General features: G+C 56.1%; 15 protein-coding genes. 9 read left to right on the plus strand and 6 right to left on the minus strand.

Annotated features, from left to right (window positions below):
* The first annotated feature begins 350 nt into the window (after positions 1-350).
* Entirely contained in the window at positions 351-2,393 is a 2,043-nt protein-coding gene (gene prlC / locus ABIB18_RS11755) for an oligopeptidase A (protein ID WP_031374847.1), read from the plus strand.
* Positions 2,394-2,401: 8 nt separating this feature from the next.
* Positions 2,402-3,154, plus strand: a complete 753-nt coding sequence (gene rsmJ / locus ABIB18_RS11760; protein ID WP_031374846.1) for a 16S rRNA (guanine(1516)-N(2))-methyltransferase RsmJ — start codon at positions 2,402-2,404, stop codon at positions 3,152-3,154.
* A 49-nt stretch (positions 3,155-3,203) separates the two neighbouring features.
* Here the strand turns inward: rsmJ and uspA are convergent, their stop codons facing one another.
* On the minus strand, positions 3,204-3,641 hold the full coding sequence (gene uspA / locus ABIB18_RS11765; protein ID WP_031374845.1) for a universal stress protein UspA: 438 nt from the start codon (positions 3,639-3,641) through the stop codon (positions 3,204-3,206).
* Between the two features lie 417 nt (positions 3,642-4,058).
* On the opposite strand from uspA, the gene uspB reads away from it, so the two are divergent.
* The gene (gene uspB, locus ABIB18_RS11770) at positions 4,059-4,394 is read left to right on the plus strand and encodes a universal stress protein UspB (RefSeq protein WP_031374844.1); all 336 of its coding nucleotides are present in this window, start codon (positions 4,059-4,061) and stop codon (positions 4,392-4,394) included.
* Between the two features lie 37 nt (positions 4,395-4,431).
* Here uspB and pitA read toward each other — a convergent pair whose 3' ends face one another.
* Positions 4,432-5,934: an inorganic phosphate transporter PitA gene (gene pitA / locus ABIB18_RS11775; protein WP_128088259.1), complete on the minus strand. Its 1,503-nt coding sequence runs from the start codon at positions 5,932-5,934 to the stop codon at positions 4,432-4,434.
* A gap of 243 nt (positions 5,935-6,177) precedes the next feature.
* Between pitA and ABIB18_RS11780 the strand changes: the two genes are divergently transcribed.
* Complete coding sequence (locus tag ABIB18_RS11780; RefSeq protein ID WP_089561873.1) at positions 6,178-7,362, plus strand: BaiN/RdsA family NAD(P)/FAD-dependent oxidoreductase; 1,185 nt, start codon at positions 6,178-6,180, stop codon at positions 7,360-7,362.
* 9 nt (positions 7,363-7,371) lie between these two features.
* On the opposite strand, the gene ABIB18_RS11785 is transcribed toward ABIB18_RS11780, so the two are convergent.
* Complete coding sequence (locus tag ABIB18_RS11785) at positions 7,372-8,358, minus strand: aldo/keto reductase (RefSeq protein ID WP_031374841.1); 987 nt, start codon at positions 8,356-8,358, stop codon at positions 7,372-7,374.
* A 286-nt stretch (positions 8,359-8,644) separates the two neighbouring features.
* Here ABIB18_RS11785 and ABIB18_RS11790 point away from each other — a divergent pair, with 286 nt between their 5' ends.
* Positions 8,645-8,842, plus strand: coding sequence for a hypothetical protein (locus ABIB18_RS11790; RefSeq protein WP_031374840.1), 198 nt, complete (start codon positions 8,645-8,647; stop codon positions 8,840-8,842).
* 1 nt (position 8,843) lies between these two features.
* On the plus strand, positions 8,844-9,671 hold the full coding sequence (locus tag ABIB18_RS11795; protein WP_031374839.1) for a hypothetical protein: 828 nt from the start codon (positions 8,844-8,846) through the stop codon (positions 9,669-9,671).
* 31 nt (positions 9,672-9,702) lie between these two features.
* Here ABIB18_RS11795 and ABIB18_RS11800 read toward each other — a convergent pair whose 3' ends face one another.
* Positions 9,703-10,722, minus strand: coding sequence for a LacI family DNA-binding transcriptional regulator (locus tag ABIB18_RS11800; RefSeq protein WP_031374838.1), 1,020 nt, complete (start codon positions 10,720-10,722; stop codon positions 9,703-9,705).
* 254 nt (positions 10,723-10,976) lie between these two features.
* On the opposite strand from ABIB18_RS11800, the gene ABIB18_RS11805 reads away from it, so the two are divergent.
* A complete protein-coding gene (locus ABIB18_RS11805) occupies positions 10,977-11,657 on the plus strand; it encodes an SDR family oxidoreductase (protein ID WP_031374837.1) in 681 nt (226 codons plus the stop codon).
* 15 nt (positions 11,658-11,672) lie between these two features.
* On the opposite strand, the gene ABIB18_RS11810 is transcribed toward ABIB18_RS11805, so the two are convergent.
* Positions 11,673-13,061: a sugar porter family MFS transporter gene (locus tag ABIB18_RS11810; protein ID WP_031374836.1), complete on the minus strand. Its 1,389-nt coding sequence runs from the start codon at positions 13,059-13,061 to the stop codon at positions 11,673-11,675.
* Positions 13,062-13,331: 270 nt separating this feature from the next.
* Here ABIB18_RS11810 and ABIB18_RS11815 point away from each other — a divergent pair, with 270 nt between their 5' ends.
* Positions 13,332-13,991, plus strand: a complete 660-nt coding sequence (locus ABIB18_RS11815) for an epoxyqueuosine reductase QueH (protein WP_031375263.1) — start codon at positions 13,332-13,334, stop codon at positions 13,989-13,991.
* A gap of 3 nt (positions 13,992-13,994) precedes the next feature.
* On the opposite strand, the gene ABIB18_RS11820 is transcribed toward ABIB18_RS11815, so the two are convergent.
* The gene (locus tag ABIB18_RS11820; RefSeq protein WP_031375262.1) at positions 13,995-14,492 is read right to left on the minus strand and encodes a helix-turn-helix domain-containing protein; all 498 of its coding nucleotides are present in this window, start codon (positions 14,490-14,492) and stop codon (positions 13,995-13,997) included.
* A 353-nt stretch (positions 14,493-14,845) separates the two neighbouring features.
* On the opposite strand from ABIB18_RS11820, the gene ABIB18_RS11825 reads away from it, so the two are divergent.
* A complete protein-coding gene (locus ABIB18_RS11825) occupies positions 14,846-15,868 on the plus strand; it encodes an alpha/beta fold hydrolase (RefSeq protein WP_031375261.1) in 1,023 nt (340 codons plus the stop codon).
* The last annotated feature ends 25 nt before the right edge of the window (positions 15,869-15,893 follow it).

The following is a 15,893-nucleotide window of genomic DNA, read 5'->3' on the forward strand; positions in this document are numbered from 1 at the left end:
CCCACAGAACGACGCACAGCAACCGACGCAGGAACAGCATGAGAACCATTAAGCGGGCGATTATATCAGGGATGTCCCGCCGATGGGTCGAAAGCATGATAACTAATCCCGCCGGGGCCGCACGCTGCAGGTGAAAAGCCGGCAGCTGTCGCAACGGCGGCATTACACCCTAACCGCAGCGGCTGCGCTTTGATGCAACGCAAATTCTGCCGGTCGATCGGCGATCGCATTCCGCTCGTTTCTTCCGCAGCGAAGCCAGGCCCCATTGATTTTCGCTACACTTAGCCGCATGTTACTTAGATTGCGTTGCGCGACCCATCGCGCCCCACACATCAATAAAGGACTGCGCTATGACCAATCCGCTACTGACATCTTTTACGCTTCCCCCTTTTTCTGCCATCCAGCCTGAACATGTGGTTCCTGCCGTTACGGAAGTCCTGAATGACTGCCGCGCGATGGTCGAAAAAGTGGTGGCGCAAGGCGCACCCTATAGCTGGGACAACCTGGTTCAGCCGCTGGCGGAGAGCGATGACCGTCTGAGCCGCATTTTCTCTCCGGTCAGTCATCTGAACTCGGTTAAAAACAGCCCGGAACTGCGTGAAGCCTATGAGCAGACGCTGCCGCTGCTGTCTGAATACAGCACCTGGGTCGGCCAGCATGAAGGCCTGTATCAGGCGTACCGCAACCTGAAAGAGGGTGACCAGTACGCCGCGCTGGATCTGGCGCAGAAGAAAGCGGTCGATAACGCGCTGCGTGATTTCGAACTCTCCGGTATCGGCCTGGCGAAAGATAAACAGCAGCGCTACGGCGAAATTGCTGCCCGCCTCTCCGAACTGGGATCGGCTTACAGCAACAACGTGCTTGATGCCACCATGGGCTGGAGCAAGCTGATCACCGATGAAAACGATCTGGCAGGGATGCCGGAAAGCGCGATGGCTGCGGCCAAAGCCCAGGCGGAAGCCAAAGGTCAGGAAGGCTGGCTGCTGACGCTGGATATCCCCAGCTATCTGCCTGTGATGACCTACTGCGATAACGCCGCGCTGCGCGAAGAGATGTATCGCGCCTACGCGACCCGCGCGTCCGATCAGGGGCCGAATGCGGGTAAATGGGATAACGGCCCGATCATGGCGGAAGAGCTGGCGCTGCGTCATGAACTGGCGCAACTGCTGGGCTTTGACTCCTACGCCGATAAATCGCTGGCGACTAAGATGGCGCAAAGCCCGTCTCAGGTTATCGACTTCCTTAACGATCTGGCGGAGCGCGCCCGTCCGCAGGGTGAAAAAGAGCTGGAGCAGCTGCGCGCTTTCGCGCAAAAAGAGCACGGCGTGACCGAGCTTAATCCGTGGGATCTCACCTATTACGGTGAAAAACAGAAGCAGCACCTCTACACCATCAGCGATGAACAGCTGCGTCCTTACTTCCCGGAATCCCGTGCGGTGGCTGGCCTGTTCGAAGTGGTTAAGCGTATTTACGGCATCACGGCAAAACAGCGTACCGATGTGGAAGTTTATCATCCTGACGTGAAGTTCTTCGATCTGTTCGATGAAACCGGCGAACTGCGCGGCAGTTTCTATCTGGATCTGTATGCGCGTGAACACAAACGCGGCGGAGCCTGGATGGATGACTGCGTCGGTCAGATGCGTAAAGCCGATGGCAGCCTGCAAAAGCCGGTCGCCTACCTGACCTGTAACTTTAACCGCCCGGTGCAGGGCAAACCGGCGTTGTTCACCCACGACGAAGTGATCACCCTGTTCCATGAGTTTGGTCACGGCCTGCATCACATGCTGACCCGGATTGAAGTGCCTGGCGTTTCCGGCATCAGCGGGGTGCCGTGGGATGCGGTCGAATTACCAAGCCAGTTTATGGAAAACTGGTGCTGGGAGCCGGATGCGCTGGCGTTCATCTCTGGCCACTACGAGACCGGTGAGCCGCTGCCGAAGGCGTTGCTGGATAAAATGCTGGCGGCCAAGAACTACCAGGCGGCGCTGTTCATCCTGCGCCAGCTGGAGTTCGGCCTGTTCGACTTCCGTCTGCATACCGAATTTGACCCGGCTAAAGGCGCCCGGATTCTTGAGACGCTGCGCGAAGTGAAAAGCCGCGTTGCGGTGGTGCCGAGCCCGGAATGGGGCCGTTTCCCGCACGCCTTCAGCCACATCTTCGCCGGTGGCTATGCGGCCGGTTACTACAGCTACCTGTGGGCGGATGTACTGGCGGCAGATGCCTATTCACGCTTTGAAGAAGAGGGCATTTTCAATCGCGAAACCGGCCAGTCGTTCCTCGACAATATCCTGACGCGTGGCGGTTCCGAAGAGCCGATGGAGCTGTTCAAACGCTTCCGCGGCCGTGAACCGCAGCTCGACGCCATGCTGGAACATTACGGCATTCAGGGATAAGTCGTTACGTGAAAATCTGTTTGCTCGATGAATCAGGCGCCGGAGACGGCGCCTTATCACGTTTAGCGCAGCGCTGGCAGCTGGAGCACGACGAAAATGCCTTGCTGGCGCTGGTACAAACCCCGACGCATCTTGAGCTGCGTAAGCGGGATGAGCCGAAGCTGGGCGGCATCTTTGTCGATTTTGTCTCGGGTGCAATGGCGCACCGTCGTCGCTTTGGCGGCGGTCGCGGTGAAGCCGTGGCAAAAGCGGTGGGCATTAAAGGCGACTATCTGCCGGATGTGGTGGATGCCACGGCCGGACTCGGGCGTGATGCCTTTGTCCTGGCGGCACTGGGCTGCCGGGTGCGGATGCTGGAGCGCCATCCGGTGGTGGCAGCGCTGCTGGAAGACGGTTTACAGCGCGGCTATCAGGATGCGGAAATCGGCGGCTGGCTGCGTCAGCGCCTGACGCTGATTCACGCCGCCAGCGCCGAGGCGCTGAGCGATATCACCCCGCAGCCGGACGTGGTCTATCTCGATCCGATGTATCCTCACCGGCAGAAAAGCGCGATGGTGAAAAAAGAGATGCGGGTATTTCAGTCGCTGGTGGGTCCCGATGAGGATGCTGACGCGCTGCTGGAACCGGCCCGTCGGCTGGCAAAGAAGCGGATCGTGGTGAAGCGGCCCGACTATGCGCCGCCGCTGGCAGGCGTGGTTACCCAGGCGGCGGTGGTGACCAAAAGCCATCGCTTCGATATTTATCCCCCACTGGTCAGTTAACCCGATAAAAAGCCGGCAATCAGCCGGCTTTATGGGTCCTGCACGTCACTCAGGCTTCATCTTCATCGCGTAGCGGCACAATCAGCATGTCGATATGTACGGTGTTGATCAACTGGCGCGCCGACGACATCAGCTTGCTCCAGAAGTCCTGATGATGACCACACACCACCAGATCGACGTCATACTTTTTAATCGCATCCACCAGCACCTGGCCGAGATCGCCGCTGCCGCTCAGGGTTTCACTGATCGGGTAGCCTGCGGAATCAGACAGACCTTTCAGCGCAGAGTGCGTCTCTTCAGAAATACGCTTCTGCATATCGCCCAGGTTGACATCAATCAGGCCGGTGTAGAGATCGGAATAATTCACATCGACGTGAATCAGGGAAATTTTGGCGTCGTAAGGGCGGGCCAGCGAAACGGCTTTATCCACCAGTAACTGACTTTCGGGAGAAAGGTCTACTGCAATCAGGATATGTTTATAAGCCATGATAAAACTCCTTTCACGAGATTAAGGATGGCATCCGGGGTTCCTGCCGCGTCACAGCTTAGCGAAATCCTTTGCGCGAGCGGGCGATGAGCGCCACCAAAGTGTGTACCTGCGGTGCAGGTGGTCATGTTGTTATGTCTCTGAGTATAGCCTTCTCTGCGGGCAAATGCTGCCGTTGCCGCCTGGCTTGTGAATAAGATCAACGATGCGGTAATTTTACTCGCGCCAAACGAAATTCATCGCTGGAAAAAATTTAAACATTTCTCCTACACTGAAAAAAGGCGGTCTGGTTTGTTACCGCCCAGGCGTTCAGAACACTATCGCAGTTGGGTGATTCAGAGGTTGGCTATTTCTGTGGGCGTGCTCAGCGTTTTCCCGCTGCGTCTGTTCCTGCGGCTCCAGCCAGGAGGGGAGAATATGATCAGTACTATTGCGCTTTTTTGGGCTCTTTGTGTGGTGTGTATTGTGAATATGGCGCGCTATTTTTCTTCTCTGCGTGCGTTGCTGGCGGTATTACGCGGTTGCGATCCGCTGCTGTATCAGTATGTCGACGGGGCGGGGTTTTTCACCTCTCACGGCCAGCCCAGCAAACAGGTGCGACTGGTGACCTATATCTGGGCGAAACGCTATCTTGATCATCATGATGACGAATTTATTCGTCGCTGCGAGCGGGTAAGGGGACAGTTTATGCTGACCAGCGCGCTGTGCGGACTGGTGGTGATCAGCCTGGTGGCGATGGCGATCTGGCATTAAAAAGGGCGACTTGCGTCGCCCTCTGATCTCGCTGGCATTACACCAGTTTTAAGGCAATCCAGTAGAGCGAACCTGACAGCACAATACATACCGGCAGCGTGAAGATCCACGCCATGGCGATGTTTTTGATGGTCCGGCTCTGCAATCCGCCGCCGTCAACCAGCATGGTACCGGCGACTGACGAAGAGAGGATGTGGGTGGTCGAAACCGGCATTCCGGTATAGCTGGCGACGCCGATAGAGAGCGCTGCCGTGACCTGGGCTGACATTCCCTGTGCATAGGTCATGCCTTTTTTACCAATCTTCTCACCAATGGTGGTGGCAACACGACGCCAGCCAATCATGGTGCCGGTGCCGAGCGCTAACGCAACCGCAACGATAATCCAGACCGGCGCATACTCGATGGTGCCAAGCAGATCGCCTTTCAGTTTATTGAGGAAGCGCTGATCGTCCGGGGTCGTTTCCGGCAGCTTGGCCGCTTTGTCCGCCGTATCTGAGATACACAGCAGCAGGCGACGCATCTGGCCGCGCTGATCCACCGTCAGCTGATCGTAACTTTGCAGATTATTCAGCAGCACCTGTGCGCGCTGAACCGCCTGTAACGCGCGGGCGCTGTCACAGTGGAACTCCTGCGGGCTGGTTGATGGCACTTCTTCCGGCGTCGGCAGCTTAGGCGGCGCCATCTGGATGATATGCGTCAGCGAAGCGTTGTGCTGCTGATAATACTGCTCCAGATGATTGACCGCATCGCGGGTCCGGGTGATGTCGTAGCCCGAGGCATTCATGTTTACCACGAAGCCGGCCGGAGCCACGCCGATCAACACCAGCATAATCAGACCGATGCCTTTCTGGCCGTCATTCGCGCCATGCGAATAGCTGACGCCGATCGCTGAAACAATCAGGGCGATGCGGGTCCAGAACGGCGGCTTTTTCTTGCCGTCGATCTTTTCGCGGTCGGCTGGCGTCATATGGATGCGGGCACGCTTTTTGGTGCTGCTCCAGTAACGACGCAGAATAAAGATCAGGCCACCGGCGATCGCCAGGCCGACAATCGGCGACAGGATCAGAGACAGGAAGATGTTCAGCACTTTCGGGATGTTGAGTGCATCAACCACCGAGGTACCGGTCATCAGGGCGTTGGTCAGACCGATACCAATAATGGCGCCGATCAGGGTATGGGAGCTGGATGCCGGCAGACCCAGATACCAGGTGCCGAGATTCCAGATAATCGCCGCCAGCAGCATAGAAAACACCATGGCGAGACCGTGAGCCGATCCAACATTTAATAACAGATCGGTGGGGAGCATATGAACAATGGCATAGGCGACACTCAATCCACCGAGTAGCACGCCAAAAAAGTTAAAGACGCCTGCCATAACCACAGCAAGCTGGGCACGCATGGCACGCGTATAGATGACCGTCGCAACTGCGTTGGCCGTGTCGTGGAAGCCGTTGATTGCTTCGTAAAACAATACAAACAGCAGGGCAAGAACCAATAACAGGCCAGTACTGAGGTCTAGACCAGCAAACAGATGTAGCATAAACGTTACGCCATTTTTGGAGGACATGAACGCGGCGCATTATCCGCGACAACGTGCTGTATGGGAAAGGAAAATATAGCCTTAATTTGACCTTTAGCAGTAACGTAGCCGGGTTAAAGGGGGAAAAAGGCCCAGATATTAGTCAGTTACATTATGACACATTTACGGCAAATTTTTGACGCTGGCGTCTCAGTGAGCAGATCACTACAATCTGCGCCTTTCCGATTAAGTGAGTAAACCGCCGTGGAACAGTTTGACGTTATCATCATTGGTGCCGGGGCCGCAGGGCTGTTCTGTGCCGCCCAGGCCGGACAGCGCGGGCGTCGCGTATTGCTGCTGGATAACGGCAAAAAGCCGGGACGTAAGATCCTGATGTCGGGCGGAGGGCGCTGCAACTTCACCAATCTCTACACTGAACCGGCGGCCTATCTGTCACATAACCCTCATTTCTGTAAGTCGGCGCTGGCGCGTTATACCCAGTGGGATTTTATCGATCTGGTCAATCGTCACCAGATAGCCTGGCATGAGAAAACCCTTGGCCAGCTGTTTTGTGATGATTCCGCTCAGCAGATTGTCGATCTGCTGCTGGCCGAGTGCGAAAAGGGCCAGGTGACGCTGCGGTTACGCAGTGAAGTGCTGAGCGTGACGCGTGACGACAGCGGCTACACCCTGCAACTCAACGGCAGCACGGTTCAGGCGGAAAAACTGGTCATCGCCAGTGGCGGTCTGTCGATGCCCGGCCTGGGCGCATCGCCGTTTGGCTATAAGATTGCTGAACAGTTTGGTCTGACCGTCTTCCCGACGCGTGCTGCGCTGGTGCCGTTTACCCTGCATAAGCCGCTGCTGGAACAGCTACAGACTTTGTCCGGCGTGGCCCTGGAGACCACCATCGACGCGCAGGATGGCACCCGCTTTAAAGAGGCGATGCTGTTTACCCATCGGGGACTCTCTGGCCCGGCGGTGTTGCAGATCTCCAGCTACTGGCTGCCGGGTGAGTTCGTCACTATCGATCTGTCGCCTGCCACGCCGCTCGACGCCTTTCTGACCGTTCAGCGTGAGGCGCATCCGAACCTCAGCCTGAAGAACAGCCTGGCAAAAATTCTGCCGAAACGGCTGGTGGAGGTGCTGCAAACGCTGAAGGTGGTGCCCGATATCACCCTGAAGCAGCTCAACAGCAAGCAGCAGGCGGAGCTGGTGCAGACGCTGCACGCCTGGCGTATTCAGCCAAACGGAACCGAAGGCTATCGCACTGCTGAAGTGACGCTGGGCGGCGTGGATACCACCCAGCTCTCTTCGAAAACCATGGAAGCACGGACGGTACCGGGCCTCTATTTCATTGGTGAAGTGGTGGATGTGACCGGCTGGCTGGGGGGATATAACTTCCAGTGGGCGTGGAGTTCCGCCTGGGCGTGCGCCCAGGCGTTGTAAATCGCGCGACTACCAGCGCTGATGCACGTAAGGGGCGATCTTCGCCTGATAAATCTGCTTCAGCGCCGCCATGGTCTCGTCAGACAGCGCGTCAACGCTGCTGGCGCGGGCATTGTCTTCAGCCTGCTGGCGATTTTTCGCGCCGGGGATCACCACGCTGACATCGTCGTTCATCAGGATCCAGCGCAGCGCCAGCATCGCCATGCTGATGTCGCCCGGCACGTAACGACGAATCTCCTCTACCGCCTCCAGCGCCACCTCATACGGTACGCCGGAAAAGGTTTCACCCTTATCAAAGGCTTCGCCATTGCGGTTGAAGGCGCGGTGATCGTCGGCGGCAAACTGGCTGTCCGGGCCCATTTTCCCGGTCAGCAAGCCTGATGCCAGCGGGACGCGGGCGATAATCCCGACATTACGCCGTTTTGCCTCACGCAGCAGCAGTTCCGCCGGACGCTGGCGGAAGATGTTGTAGATCAGCTGAATGGATGAGACGTTGGGAAATTCCAGCGCCTTCAGCCCCTCTTCGACTTTTTCTACCGACACGCCGTAATGGCGAATTTTCCCGGCGGCAACCATCTCATCCATCACTGCAAACACCTCCGGATTGTAATAAACCTCGGTTGGCGGGCAGTGAAGCTGCACTAAATCCAGCGTCCCGGTTTGCAGATTCTCGCGCGAGCGGTCGACAAACGCATTGAGGTTGCTGGCGTTATAACCGTCCGCCACGTGCGGCGACAGTCGCCGGCCCAGCTTGGTTGCCACAAACGGGCGCTCACCGCCGCGCTGATTCAGCACCCCGGCGATAATCTTTTCAGAGCGGCCGTCACCATACACATCGGCAGTATCAATAAAGGTTATGCCGGCATCCAGGGCAGCGTGCAGCGCGGCCTCGGCATCCTGCTGGCTGACTTCTCCCCAGGTCCCGCCAATCGCCCATGCGCCAAAGCCAATTTCGGAGACGCGCTGACCGGTACGACCTAACGTGCGTTGTTTCATCTGAATCTTCCTCAATACAGGGGTGACAGTAAGCTGACAAAGATTGAGCTTAGCGCTAACCGGCGAGGAAGGGATGACGCCCGGTCACAGACTGCTACGCTGAAAAAGGGCAGACGACACCGCCAATCTACTGGTTATGTTGGCTATTTCAGCAAAATGCGGCCAGAGATGAACGCTAACCGCTTCGCTAATTAATTGATTTTAAGAAATTTCACCTGAAATTAACCAGGCGAGAGTGCCGTTTCGGTCACATACTTTCTCTTTTAAACCCGATAAGTGGATCGCCATGTTCAAATTTGTTAAATCGCTGTTTGCCAGTCCCGAGAAATTTCTGCAGATCATGTCCCGCCAGGACATCAACGACTCCATCGCTGAAGGTGAACGCATCATCATTGACGAGAACGGCAATATCTCGGTCAACACCCTCAGTGAAGAAGTGCACGAAGATTTTGCCCGCCATGTGAATACGTTAAAGGGAGTCTGAGGTGGGTACCGCAATATTCATGGTGTTAATGGTCAGTGGTTACTGGTACACCAGCCGCGATTTGAATAGCCGCTTTAAAATCCGCCGCTCGTCGGGCTGGGATGTCTATTTTCTGGTTGCCTTGTACGGCTGTATTTTTGTTTTGCAGGGCGTGTTTGCCACTGGCATTGTCTGGTTACTGCTGCTCGCCATCTCTGCTATTGCCAACGCGGTACAGATGATCCCGGGCGTCCATCTCAAATGGCAGATGGAGTTTATGAACTGGAGCTTCCTCGGCATCCAGGCTCCGATAGTGATCATGCTGGCGTTTGCCATTTTGTTTTGCCTGTATCGCTCGAACTGGGCGGGCAGTGCACGACTTAACGTCTCCGGGCGTAAAGATCTCTATCAGCAACTGTCGCGCTCGAATGGCGTTGAGCAGCTGCTGTTTCAGTGCATGGAAGAGGGTGAACTGGCGTGGATTACGCTCAAGTCGCGCCGCATCTACATCGGGATGGTGCACGCCTCGACCTTTGAGTATGAGAGCACCAAAAATATCGTCCTGATCCCGATGCTCAGCGGCTATCGCGACAGCAAAACGCTGAAGCTGGCGGTAGAACATAACTACAGCAAGTGGTACGCCGAACACGGCATCACGCTGGACTCTACGCCCAAAGACGCGATGTCATTTCGTAAAGTGATTATGGTCGATCAGATTGAAAGCCTGTCGCTGTTTGACCCGGCCAGTGCCACTGCGCTGTCGATGGGTCATCCGCAGGAAGTCGAGAAGAGCCAGGGCAGCGATGACGGCCAGAGTCCGGATGATGAGAGCCGGGAGCCGCCGCAGTAACCTTTGTGCTGGCCCCTTAATGCGTGAGGGGTTACACCATATTCTCCGCCGTAAACAGCCGGAACGCGACTTTACCCTGCTGATAGACATCCGGCTGATAACCGGTTTCCAGATGCCGCAGCAGCAGGTCAATCGACAACCGGGCGTGCTGCCGGGCGTGCTGATCGAGGGTAAACGCCACTTCATCATTCAGCAGCAGCTGACGGGTCACTGAATAAAGCTCGTGGGTAATGTAAGTACAGCGGCCCAGCAGCTGATGGGCGCGCAGCGTTTCGCTGACGTCAGTATTGCCCATGCCGGTATTGTAGACGCCCGCAATCGCCTGCGACTGGGTCAGATTACGCGCCAGCAGGCTGCGGATGGTGCCGCGGTCGTCCTGACCAAGCAGCACTTCACGCAGGTGACGTTGCGGTGCGCGCTGGCTCATCACTTCGCGGAAACCGGCGATGCGCTGCCGGTGTGCCTGGTAATCGAAACGGCCGCTGACCATCACGATATCGCCGGGCTGATGGCTGGTTTTACTCATCAGCAAACCGGCTGTCCGTCCCGCCTGATACTGGTCGATACCGACATGGCACAGGCGATCGGCGGCGGGCAAATCGGTCACGATGGTGATCACCGGCACGTTACGGCTGCGACACAGCGCCAGCGCGCGATAGATCGGTGGCGAATCGTGGGCGAAAACAATGATGCCGTCACGATTGGCGCTGCGGGCAATAATGCTCTGCGCCAGTTTTTCGGGCTGCGCTTCGGTCACCAGGGTTTTGTGCAGCTTAAGACGGCGATAGCCAAGCTGGCTGGCGACGTCGCTGAAGTGGGCGGTCAGCTGCTGGAAAAACGAAGAACCGTTGTTGCTGAGGAACACTTCTATTTGCCACGGATGCTGATACTCCTCCGGCAGCAGGCGCTTCAGGCCGACTTCGCGTGCTGCTTTCAGCACTTTGCGGGTGGTTTCCAGCGACACGCCGCCACGTTCATTCAGCACCCGATCAACCGTCGCGATGCCGACGCCGGCCATTTTTGCCACCGTGTCTAAGGTGAGCTTTTTCATTCAGACTCCACGTGAAAAAAGCGGGCGAACGTCGCGCAGCCTGCCACTCAATCGATATCTTCTAACCGGTTAAAAGTAAAAGATAAAGCGAAATATTGATGGGAAACCATCAGGGAAAAGTGCCTGGCCGGTTTACCTGCTCGCCGGGCGCATTTTACCGGTTGTGCGGTTGCCGGACGAAATAGCACCTGCGGCTGCTGGCAGGGCGGATTTGCCGTTAAGCTGATAGATGACATCATCAATGAGGAATCAATATGGCTCAGCAAGGTAAAGCATTAGTGATCGGCGCATCACGCGGTATTGGACTGGCGGTGGTGCAGGCGTTTGCCGCCCAGGGCTGGCAGGTGACCGCCACGCATCGCAGCGGCATCCCGGCGCAGGGAGAACAGCCGGGCGTCACGTGGCATGCGCTGGATATGACCGAATCGTCGGCAGTGCAGCAGCTGGCAGGCCAGCTCGCCGGACAGATGTTTGATGCGATTCTGATTAACGCCGGGATTTTTGGTCCGGCGCACCAGACGCTGGCGCAAAGTGAGGCGCAGGAGCTGGCTCAGCTGTTCCTGACCAATGCGGTGGCACCGGTACGCAGTGCCGAAATTTTGCTGCCGCTACTTAGCAAGCAGAAGGGAGTGCTGGCGATCACCTCATCACAGCTGGCCAGCCTGAGCGAAAACCCGCGCGCTGACATGCCGCTCTATTCCGCCAGCAAAGCGGCGCTGAATATGCTGAGCCGGTCGCTGGCTGAGGAGGTTGAAGCCCAGGCCGGCACGCTGGTGACGCTGCATCCGGGCTGGGTAAAAACCGAGATGGGCGGTGAAGCTGCGCCGTTAACCGTTGAGGAGAGCGCTGAAGGTATTGTCCGGCAGCTGACCGCCTGGCAGGGCCGCGGCGGTCATCACTACATTGATTACAGCGGCAAAACGCTGCAATGGTAACCCTCTGCGGGGCGGTTACGCCCCGATATCACGCAGGGCTTTGCCCTTCATCAGGTTGCGTTCAATATGCTCCAGCGTTACGTGCTTGGTCTCTGGCACCAGCAGCATGGTCAGCACGATAAACAGCAGATTGAGCGCCCCGTAGAACCAGAAAGTGTTGGCATTGCCCAGCTGGTCGAGCATGGTCAGGAAAGTGGCACCGACAATCATGTTACCGACCCAGTTGGTGGTGGTCGAGGCGGTAATGCCGAAATCACGCCCTTTCAGCGGCTGGATCTCTGAGCACAACAGCCAGATCACCGGACCGGCAGCCATCGCGAAACCGACGATAAACATCAGCAGCATGGCAATGGCGAAATATTTGCGGAAGTCAGTCTCCACGCCCAGATGCAGTAATGTCCCGAGCACGCCCATGCCGATCGCCATCACCAGAAAACTGGTGGTGAGCATCGGTTTACGTCCCCAGCGGTCAACCAGGAAAATGGCAATCAGCGTCGCCAGCATATTGACCAGGCCGACGATAACGGTGCCCCACATCTGCTCGCTGGTGCTGGAGAAACCGGCGATATTAAAGATTTTCGGCGCGTAATACATCACCACGTTCATGCCGGTGAACTGCTGCATAATCTGCAACAGCATGCCAAGCCACACGGCGCGACGGAAATGGCTGTTAGAACGAAACAGTGACCAGCCGCGTTGCTTCACCTGCAGGCTTTCACGGATCTCTTCCAGCTCCTGGCGGGCCTGTTCGCTGGTGTTGCGCAGCCGATCCAGCACCCGCTGCGCCTCGTTAAAGCGACCGTGCGCGGCCAGCCAGCGTGGGCTGTTGGGCAGAAACAGCACGCCGACAAACAGGATCACTGCCGGAATAGCGATAATCCCCAGCATCCAGCGCCAGTTACCGCTATAGCTGAAGGCGGTATCGGAGAGGTACGCCACCACAATGCCGGTGGTCAGCATCAGCTGATACATCGAAATCATTGATCCGCGAATACGCTCAGGCGCAATTTCGGCCAGATAGAGCGGGGCGGTATAAGAGGCGATCCCGACCGCCAGGCCCAGCATTACCCGGGCGCAGACCAGCGATTCGACATCCGGTGAAAACGCCGACCACAGCGAACCGATCACGAACAGCGTGGCACCGGCCAGCATGCTTTTCTTGCGTCCCAGCTTTGATGACATCCAGCCAGCACCCAGCGCACCCAGCGCGGCACCAAACATCATTGAACTGACCACCCACTCCTGCTGATGGTTAGTGATCTGCAAATCTTTGGCGAGAAACGGCAGCGCGCCGGCAATCACGCCAATATCCAGGCCAAATAACAGGCCGGACAGCGCGGCCATAAAACAGACGAACCAGGTAAAGCGGTTCTGACGATCCCCCGATCTCTTTGCTGCAGCCATGCTTCTCTCCTTGCTCTGAGACTTTGTCAATATTGTTAATGTTATGTAAACATAGTCGAGGGCAGTGTGTTACCGGTCACAGTTTAAACATCCGCAGCCTGGCCATCGGCGGGAACGGCGCCAGCCGCCCGGCGGTGCGCGGCCTGGCGGTCAGCGCGCCGACTGATAACAGCGCACAAATAGGCAAAAGCTCCGCCTGCCCGGGAAATTTTGCAACCGGTGGCGTGCGCTATTACACTGCGGTTTTTCAGCCAATGATTGAAGGTGCTTATGTCTCAGCCTTATCAGCGCCAGCCGCTGCCCTTACCTGGCGGCCACAAAAAAGTCCTTTTGCACTCCTGCTGTGCCCCCTGTTCCGGTGAAGTGATGGAAGCGATGCTGGCATCCGGCATTGACTACACCATTTATTTCTACAACCCAAATATTCATCCGCTCAAAGAATATGAGCTGCGCAAAGAGGAGAATATTCGTTTTGCAGAAAAATTTGGTGTGCCGTTTGTCGATGCTGATTATGACCGTGATGACTGGTTTAAACGGGCGCGCGGCATGGAATGGGAACCGGAGCGCGGCGAGCGTTGTACCATGTGCTTTGATATGCGCTTTGAACGTACTGCCTTGTATGCCCATGAAAATGGTTTTCCGGTGATCACCAGTTCGCTGGGTATTTCACGCTGGAAGAATATGCAGCAGATTAATGATTGCGGAGTGCGTGCGGCGGCCCATTATCCTGACCTGCTTTACTGGGAATTTAACTGGCGTAAGGGCGGCGGATCGGCGCGGATGATTGAAATCAGCAAGCGCGAAAGTTTTTATCAGCAGGAATATTGCGGCTGCGTTTATTCGCTGCGCGACACCAATCGTCATCGCGTCACGCAGGGCCGTGAGCGAATTCAGATCGGTGTGCAATATTATCAACCGGACGATATCTGATCATCACAGGCTACGGGCTGAGTCAGACGTGCCATAGTGATGGGCGGATAAGGTGATATTCTGGCTTATTCCGCTGCTGATTTTTTCACGGGTTTCAGGCTGAGCGTAGCGGCATAGCGCACAGGGATTGGCGGCCTCAGATAACTGCTGGCACGTCGCCTCATCCAGCTGACGCCGACGGCAGACGCTCGGCGTACATCCCATCACCTGTTTAAATGAGCGGGTGAAAGATTGCTGGCTTTCAAAATGGTATTTCAGCGCCAGGCTAATAATTGGCGTACGGCTATTTTTTAAATCATTGACACAGGCAGCCAGCTTGCGCTTGCGAATATAACGCGCCAGCGTTTCATTGTGATAGCGGGCAAATAATTTCTGTAAATACCATTTTGAATATCCGGCTTTCTCCGCAATATCATCAACGCTTAACCGCTGATCGAGATTGTTATCAATCCACTCGGTGACAGAGACGATCACACTTTCATTATATTTACGCTCATTCATAACATCCCCCTTTTTATCTTCGGGGGCAGTTTAAAATAACTTATCTTTTTCTGCGCATTTCTTACGTAAAGTTTTATCAGGAAATGAATCGTTATCTCCGATAAAGCAGTTTTAATAACTATTTGATAATATAAATGGCTTACTTGTAATTGATATGTTGATGAAGTGAGTGAAATAAGTAGTGTGAATAAGCGGGATGCGTAATATTAATTAAACGGTTTCGCTTAAGCGGGTTTAACCGGTGATAAGACGTCTCAGCGGCAGGGGGATGATCAACATCGCACAGCCCATCAATACACTTTTCAGCACTTCATGCCAGGCTTACACCTCACCTTTAACCTGGAGAACCCTGGATGAGCCCGACATACGCGTTGAAGAAACCGCTTGCCGCCTTGCTCACCTCGCTGACCTTACTCAGCACGGCACCGGCGCTCGCCGCCAACGTTTACGGCGAGCAGCTGGAAGGATTTCACTATCCTTACCCTCTGCAACATTTCAATTTTTCCTCTCAGCAGCAACCGCTGAGCATGGGCTACATGGATGTGAAACCGACGCAAAAAGCCAACGGACAAACCGTGGTGCTGATGCACGGGAAAAACTTCTGTGGCGCGACCTGGGAAGAGACGATTCGCGCACTCAGTCAGCAAGGCTATCGCGTGGTGGCGCCCGACCAGATTGGTTTCTGCAGTTCAACCAAACCGGCGCATTACCAGTACAGTTTTCAGCAGCTGGCGGAGAACACCCATCAGCTGCTGGCGCAGCTGGGGGTAGAAAAAGCGGTGATTATTGGCCACTCCACCGGCGGAATGCTGGCGACACGCTATGCGCTGATGTATCCGGAGCAGACCCGGAAGCTGGTGCTGGTCAACCCGATCGGGCTGGAAGACTGGAAGGCTAAGGGCGCGCCGTGGCGGTCCGTCGATCAGTGGTATCAGCGCGAACTCAAGCTGAGTGCCGAAGGGATTAAGAAGTATGAGCAGCAGACCTATTATGTCGGTCGCTGGAAACCGGAGTATGACAAATGGGTCGATATGCTGGCCGGGCTGAACAGCGGGCCAGGACACCAGAAAGTGGCGTGGAATTCAGCGCTGATTTACGACATGATTTTCACGCAACCGGTGTTTTATGAATTCGGCGATTTGACGGTGCCGACCACCCTGATGATCGGCACTGCCGACACCACCGCAATTGGCAGCGATATCGCACCTGCGGCGGTCAAAGCGCGGCTCGGTGATTACGCGGTGCTGGGTAAAGAGGTGGCGAAGCGGATTCCGGGCGCGCGGTTAATCGAATTCCCGGGAATGGGACATGCGCCGCAGATGGAAGAGCCAGCGAAGTTTAATCAGACCCTGCTCGACGACCTGGCGCGACAGTAACCCCTCAGGTGTAACCGGTCAGGCG

This window comes from Pantoea sp. UYEF8 (genome assembly GCF_040546285.1).
In the GTDB taxonomy this organism is placed as follows: domain Bacteria; phylum Pseudomonadota; class Gammaproteobacteria; order Enterobacterales; family Enterobacteriaceae; genus Pantoea; species Pantoea brenneri.

Bases quoted from the DNA above. Each gene is read 5' to 3' on its own strand.
- prlC (WP_031374847.1), top strand. From the start codon at position 351: ATGACCAATCCGCTACTGACATCTTTTACGCTTCCCCCTTTTTCTGCC.
- uspA (WP_031374845.1), bottom strand. From the start codon at position 3,641: ATGGCTTATAAACATATCCTGATTGCAGTAGACCTTTCTCCCGAAAGT.
- uspB (WP_031374844.1), top strand. From the start codon at position 4,059: ATGATCAGTACTATTGCGCTTTTTTGGGCTCTTTGTGTGGTGTGTATT.
- pitA (WP_128088259.1), bottom strand. From the start codon at position 5,934: ATGCTACATCTGTTTGCTGGTCTAGACCTCAGTACTGGCCTGTTATTG.
- ABIB18_RS11785 (WP_031374841.1), bottom strand. From the start codon at position 8,358: ATGAAACAACGCACGTTAGGTCGTACCGGTCAGCGCGTCTCCGAAATT.
- ABIB18_RS11790 (WP_031374840.1), top strand. From the start codon at position 8,645: ATGTTCAAATTTGTTAAATCGCTGTTTGCCAGTCCCGAGAAATTTCTG.
- ABIB18_RS11800 (WP_031374838.1), bottom strand. From the start codon at position 10,722: ATGAAAAAGCTCACCTTAGACACGGTGGCAAAAATGGCCGGCGTCGGC.
- ABIB18_RS11805 (WP_031374837.1), top strand. From the start codon at position 10,977: ATGGCTCAGCAAGGTAAAGCATTAGTGATCGGCGCATCACGCGGTATT.
- ABIB18_RS11810 (WP_031374836.1), bottom strand. From the start codon at position 13,061: ATGGCTGCAGCAAAGAGATCGGGGGATCGTCAGAACCGCTTTACCTGG.
- ABIB18_RS11815 (WP_031375263.1), top strand. From the start codon at position 13,332: ATGTCTCAGCCTTATCAGCGCCAGCCGCTGCCCTTACCTGGCGGCCAC.
- ABIB18_RS11820 (WP_031375262.1), bottom strand. From the start codon at position 14,492: ATGAATGAGCGTAAATATAATGAAAGTGTGATCGTCTCTGTCACCGAG.
- ABIB18_RS11825 (WP_031375261.1), top strand. From the start codon at position 14,846: ATGAGCCCGACATACGCGTTGAAGAAACCGCTTGCCGCCTTGCTCACC.